Here is a 5693-nt window from a genome sequence, read left to right as displayed (position 1 = left end):
CTCGCCGTCGGTGTCGCCCGGGCCCGGGCACGGGGGCGCGGCCGGGCGGCCCTCGTCGGTGACCCGCAGACGCAACAGCGCGCCGGACAGCCGCAGTTCGCAGGCGATCGACTCGCTGTCGGTGTGGCAGACCGCGTTGGTCACCAGCTCCGAGACCACCAGCTCCGTGTTGTCGCGAGTCTCCCCGTCCGCCCCCCACTCGCTCAGCAGCGCGAGCACACGCCGTCGCGCCTCGGCGGCCGAGGTGCGCAGCGCGGGCAGCCGGAACACGGTGTATTGGTCCACGGCAACGATGTCACCCGGATCCGCCAACCGGAAGGCGTCTCGGTAGGAAGCCACTCCGCAACTATGCGGGCCGTGATCGACGTATGGCAAGGTTCAATCTGTAAATTGCAGGTGCGGGAGAACGGGCTGTTGCCCAGGGTGACGGCATGACACACTTCCCTGCTGTGACGGCAGTTGGAGGGGATCGGTAGTGGCGGACGCGCGGTCCGGCGGGGCTCCGACCGTCCTGCGGGTGGTGCTGGGCAAGCGCCTGCACGAGCTGCGGGAGCGCGCGGGCCTTTCGTACGAGGACGCGGGCCACGCGCTCGACGTCACGCACGCCACCATACGGAGGATGGAGAAGGCCGAGGTCGGCCTGAAGATCCCGTACGTCGAGAAGCTGCTCAGGACGTACGGCGTGACGGACGCGGCCGAGGTGGAGGACTTCCTCAGGCTCGCCCGCGACGCCAACCGGCGCGGCTGGTGGCACCGCTTCCGCGATGTACTCCCGGAGTGGTTCAGCGCGTTCGTCAGCCTGGAGGGCGAGGCCGAGCTCATCCGGGCCTATGAGCCGCACTACATCCCGGGGTTGCTGCAGACTCCGGGCTACGCGCGGGCCGTGCTGCGCGCCGGGATGCCGCACGCCGCGGAGGAGGAGATCGAGCGCGGCGTCGCCCTGCGCACCGAGCGGCAGGCGGTGCTCACCAAGGAGGGCGCGCCGCTGCTGTGGGTCGTCCTCGACGAAACGGTCCTGCGGCGGCCCGTCGGCGGCTCCGCCGTGATGCGCGAGCAGATCGACCGGCTGGCCGAGGCCGCCTCGATGGAGAACGTACGGCTGCAGATCATGCCGTTTACCGCCGGGCCGCATCCGGCCATGTACGGGCCCTTCCACATCTTCCGGTTCCCGATCCAGGAACTGCCCGACATCGTCTACACCGAGAGCCTCGTGGGCGGTGTCTACCTGGACCAGCACGACGACGTCTCGGCGTTCCTGGAGGCCCTGGACCGGATGTGCGCGCAAGCCGCGCCCGCACACGCCACACCGGGGATCCTGAGTGGCTTTCGCAAGGAGTTCTGAAGCATGGGTGGCGTACACAACGGCCGCGTCTACAACGGGATGCCCGCCAAGGACCTCGGCACCGAGGGCTGGCGCAAGCCGTGGAGCGGCGGCAACGGGGGAAGCTGCCTGGAGGCGATGCGGCTGAGCGACGGCCGGGTGGCGCTGCGCCAGTCGACCGACCCCGACGGGCCCGCGCTGATCTACACCCGCAACGAGATCACCGCGTTCATTGAGGGAGCGAAGGCGGGGGAGGCGGACTTCCTGATCGCCTGAGGGCACACGTACCGCCCGAGTCGTCCGCAACCGCCTAAGGGACACACCGGCGTGAGCGAGCAGGGCACCCCCGCCGAGGTGATCGACACCAGCCGCCCGCACCCTCGCCCGAGTGAGGGGCGGCCGGACCCCCGCCGGGCGGCTGGGCCCCCGCCGGGCGGCTGGGCCCCCGCCGGGCGTGTGTAGGGTGACGCCGTGGCCAGAGCCAGAGTCCGGTTGAGCGTCGCGGAGCGGCGCGACGAGCTGCTGCGGGCGGCCGTCGAGCAGATCGAGGAGCGCGGGGTCGCCGCGCTGCGTATCGCCGACGTGGCCGCGGCGCTGGGCGTGAGCAACGCGCTCGTGCTGTACCACTTCTCGACCAAGGAGAAGCTCGTCGCCGCCGCCTTCGAGCACGCCGCCGAGGCCGACCTCGAACGGCTCCGCGCGCTCGTCGGCCGCGGCGGCAGCGCGGTGCGCAGGCTGCGTTCGGCCGTGCGCTGGTACTCGCCCACCGGCCAGGCCAAGGGCTGGCGGCTGTGGATCGAGGGCTGGGCCGCCGCGCTGCGCGAACCGGCGCTGCGCGAAGTGTCGTTGGGCCTGGACCGGCAGTGGAAGGCCACGTTGGCCGAAGTCATCGCGGAGGGCGCGGCGGCGGGCGAGTACGAGTGCGAGGACCCGCGCGCGGCGGCCTGGCGGCTGACGGCCCTGCTGGACGGGCTCGCCGTCCAGATGACGGCCTACCCGGGCGAGCTGAGCCGGCGGCGGATGGAGACGTGGGTGGACGAGGCACTGACGCGCGAGCTGGGGCTCCGACCCCACTGCGCAATGGTGTAACGGCCTTGGCTCCTCAAGCCCGTTAGGGAATCGTGGGTGGGCTCTGGTGCTGCCCCGACCGCTCCATTATGTAACGGGCTTGGTTGCTGAAGGCCATTAGAGAATCGCGCTGTTGGTGATGGGTGATGTCGCATCGTCTGTCACGGCGGTACACGATCCACCCCGGACAGCGACCTACTCCACTGTAACCAACCCTTGACGGTGCGTGACATGAACCACCTGGTCAGTTCGCTCGTGCGGAACGGCGGCGGCCCGCGGCAGATGATTGCGGTGTGAACCGTTGTCGTATCGTCGAGTTGTCCCGTGCCGGCGACGCCGCCCGGCCGAGCCGAGGGACCAAGCCGACGATCGAGCCCAGGGAGCGCCCGTGACGCAGACGCCGCCGATTCCGCAGTCCGCGCAGGACCAGCCCGGCGAGCCCGCGCTGACCGGGGTCCGCAACTTCCGCGACGTCGGCGGGCTGCCCACCGCGGACGGGCGGCGGGTGCGCTCCGGTGCGCTCTACCGCAGCGGCCACCTGGCGAGCGCCACCCCGGAGGATGCCGCGTTCCTCGACTCCCTCGGGCTGCACACGATCTTCGACTTCCGCAACTCCGCCGACCTGGCCCTCGAGGGCCCGGACGTCGCCCTGCCCGGCGTACGCCAGGTGAACCTCCCGCTCACCGACCCCGCGCACGGCGCCGAGTTCTGGCAGATGGTGCGCAACGGCGAGCTGGCGGAGCTGCGGGCCGCCCTCGGCGACGGCCAGGCCGCGGCCCGGATGGCCGCCACGTACCAGGAGATCGTCAGGACGCGGACCGCCGAGCACGGCCGGGTGCTGCACGCGATGGCGGAGGACAGCGTTCCGGCGCTGATGCACTGCGCGGCGGGCAAGGACCGGGCCGGGCTCTCGGTCGCCATCACGCTGCTGGCCGTGGGCGTCGAGCGGGACGCGATCGAGGCCGACTACCTGCAGAGCAACGCGCCCCACCGGCGCTACCTCGTGCGCCGCCGCGACCAGTCCGAGGCACAGCTGCCCGACGAGGTGCGGGAGCTGCTGAGCCCGCTGTTCGACGCCCGCGCCGAGTACCTGGCGGCTGCCTTCACGGCCCTCGAGGAGACCTGGGGATCGGTGGACGCCTACTTCACCGAGGGCCTGGGCTTCGGCCCGGACCGCCGCGAACGCCTGCGGGCCCGCCTCCTCGACGGCAGCCTCTGACAGACGCGCGCCGGTACGGTCCGGGTGACCGTTACGGGCCGGGTGACCGTACGTGCAGCGCGTCCCTACGGGCGGCGCATCTCTACAGGCGGGGCGTCCGTACGGGCCAGACGCCTCTACAGGCCGGGCGCCCCCACGGTCACCGGACCGCGACCGCCTGCTTCACCAGGGTCCGGCCGAAGTCCCAGATCAGCCCGCCGCCGTTGTGCGCGTCGTCCATCACCTCGGTGAACGCGCGCACGAAGCGGTCCACCTCCCGCTCGCCGATGATCAGCGGCGGGATCAGCTTGATGACCTCCAGGTGGTCCCCCGAGACCTGGGTGAGGATCCGGTGCCGCTGGAGCAGCGGCACCACCACCATCTGCGCGAACAGCCCCTTCCGGGCGGCCTGCAGCATCGTCCAACGGCTGCGCAGCGCGAGCGACTTGGGCTTGCCGAACTCGATCCCGATCATCAGCCCCCGGCCGCGTACGTCGCGCAGCAGCTCGTACCGGTCGACCAGCCCGGCCAGCCGGGAGCGCAGCAGCTCACCGGTGTGCCGGGCGTTGGCGGTGAGCTGTTCGTCCTCCATGACGGCGAGGGTGGCCAGGCCGGCGGCCATCGCCTGCGCGTTGGAGCCGAAGCTGGCGGAGTGGACCAGTACCCGGTCCATGGAGGAGTAGACCTTCTTGAAGATCCAGTCCTTGCCGAGCGTCGCCCCGACCGGCACGTAGCCGCCGGACAGTGCCTTGGCCACGCACACCAGGTCCGGCTCGACGCCCTCCTCGTGCTGGTACGCGAAGAAGTCGCCGGTCCTGCCGAGCCCGGTCTGCACCTCGTCGGCGATCAGCAGCGCCTTGTGGCGGCGCAGCAGCTCCTGGGCGGCGAGCAGGAATCCGGGCGGGGTGGCGGTGACGCCCTTGCCCTGGATGGGCTCCACGATCAGCGCGGCCACGTCGCCGCGCCGCAACTCGCGCTCCAGCGCGCCCAGATCACCCATCTCGATCGCCGTGTCGGGCAGCAGCGGCGCGAACCCCTCGCGGAAGACGTCCTCGCCGTTGACCGAGAGCGAGCCGGTGGTCAGCCCGTGGAAGGCGTGGGCGCAGTAGATGATCCGCGGCCGCCCCGTCGCGTAGCGGGCGAACTTGAGCGCAGTCTCGACCGCCTCCGCTCCGGTGTTGCCGAAGAACACCCGGTCCAGATGCGGCACATGGGCCAGCAGCCGCTCGGCGAGCAGACCGGGCAGCGGCTGGCAGTCGAAGCGGACGAGGTCGGCGAGGGGGGCGTCGAGCACGTCGTGCAGCGCCTTCCGTACGACGGGATGGTGGCGGCCGAGCCCCATCACGCCGAACCCGGCCAGCATGTCGAGGTAGTCGTTGCCCTCGGAGTCCCAGAAGTACGCGCCCTCGGCCCGCTCGTAGACCTTGTCGAACCCGATGGTGCGCAGCATGCGCGGCAGTTGGTGGTTGAGGTGCCGGGCGTGCAGGGCGTAGCGCTCGGCGCCGCGCTCCGCGAGCAGCGCGCCCAGGTCGAAGCCCTTGGCGCCGGTTCCGGCCGCGCCGTCCAGCGGTCCGAACGACTCGGCGGACGTCATGCGCCTTCCCCTTTCGTGATGGCCTCCCCTGCCGTGATGGCTGCCCCCTCCGTGATGGCCGCCTTCCCCTTCCTGAAGGCCTCCCCTTCCGGGTTGCCGTGCCCGTTGGCCGTACGGGGCCGCCCGGCCAGGGAGGCGCTGATCCGGCCGGCGATCTCGGCCGGGGTGAGCCCGATGTCGGCCAGCACCTCCGCCCGTTTCCCGTGGTCGAGGAAGCGCGCGGGAATGCCGAAGTCGCGCAGCGGAACGTCCACGTCCGCATCCCGCAGGGCCTGCGCCACCGCCGAACCGACGCCGCCCGTCCGGCTGTTGTCCTCCACGACGGCCACGAGCCGGTGGCCCGCGGCCAGTTCGGGCAGCGCCGCGTCCACGGGCTTGACCCAGCGCGGGTCGACCACCGTGCAGCCGGTCCCCCGGGCGGCGAGCAGCTCGGCGACCTGGAGGCATACGGGCGCGAGTGCGCCGACGGAGACCAGCAGCACCTCGGGGGCGGCCCCCCGGCTCAGCACGTC

The 5693-nt window shown here is 71.9% G+C and carries 7 protein-coding genes; 4 read left to right on the top strand and 3 right to left on the bottom strand.

Annotated elements, in window-relative coordinates:
* Positions 1-339: ATP-binding protein (locus AOK16_RS12195; RefSeq protein WP_240483531.1), on the bottom strand; the 339-nt coding region annotated here is incomplete at its 3' end.
* 136 nt (positions 340-475) lie between these two features.
* Here AOK16_RS12195 and AOK16_RS12190 point away from each other — a divergent pair.
* The 4 genes from AOK16_RS12190 to AOK16_RS12175 all read left to right on the top strand — a co-directional run bounded on the left by AOK16_RS12190 (position 476) and on the right by AOK16_RS12175 (position 3608).
* Positions 476-1342, top strand: a complete 867-nt coding sequence (locus AOK16_RS12190; RefSeq protein WP_055472281.1) for a helix-turn-helix domain-containing protein — start codon at positions 476-478, stop codon at positions 1340-1342.
* 3 nt (positions 1343-1345) lie between these two features.
* Complete coding sequence (locus tag AOK16_RS12185; RefSeq protein ID WP_055472280.1) at positions 1346-1597, top strand: DUF397 domain-containing protein; 252 nt, start codon at positions 1346-1348, stop codon at positions 1595-1597.
* Between the two features lie 195 nt (positions 1598-1792).
* Positions 1793-2410 (top strand): TetR/AcrR family transcriptional regulator, encoded by a 618-nt coding sequence (locus tag AOK16_RS12180; protein WP_055472279.1) that lies wholly within the window; start codon positions 1793-1795, stop codon positions 2408-2410.
* 367 nt (positions 2411-2777) lie between these two features.
* Entirely contained in the window at positions 2778-3608 is an 831-nt protein-coding gene (locus AOK16_RS12175; protein WP_240483530.1) for a tyrosine-protein phosphatase, read from the top strand.
* Between the two features lie 139 nt (positions 3609-3747).
* Here the strand turns inward: AOK16_RS12175 and AOK16_RS12170 are convergent, their stop codons facing one another.
* On the bottom strand, positions 3748-5181 hold the full coding sequence (locus tag AOK16_RS12170) for an aspartate aminotransferase family protein (protein WP_055472278.1): 1434 nt from the start codon (positions 5179-5181) through the stop codon (positions 3748-3750).
* On the bottom strand, positions 5178-5693 hold a 516-nt coding region (locus AOK16_RS12165), incomplete at its 5' end, for a transketolase C-terminal domain-containing protein (protein ID WP_276202496.1). The genes AOK16_RS12170 and AOK16_RS12165, both read right to left, overlap by 4 nt.

This window comes from Streptomyces pathocidini (assembly GCF_001418495.1).
Lineage (GTDB): Bacteria > Actinomycetota > Actinomycetes > Streptomycetales > Streptomycetaceae > Streptomyces > Streptomyces pathocidini.
This window is presented reverse-complemented; position numbering and strand designations above follow the sequence as displayed.

Coding starts and splice junctions, on each gene's coding strand:
- AOK16_RS12185 (WP_055472280.1), top strand. CDS start 1,346: ATGGGTGGCGTACACAACGGCCGCGTCTACAACGGGATGCCCGCCAAG.
- AOK16_RS12170 (WP_055472278.1), bottom strand. CDS start 5,181: ATGACGTCCGCCGAGTCGTTCGGACCGCTGGACGGCGCGGCCGGAACC.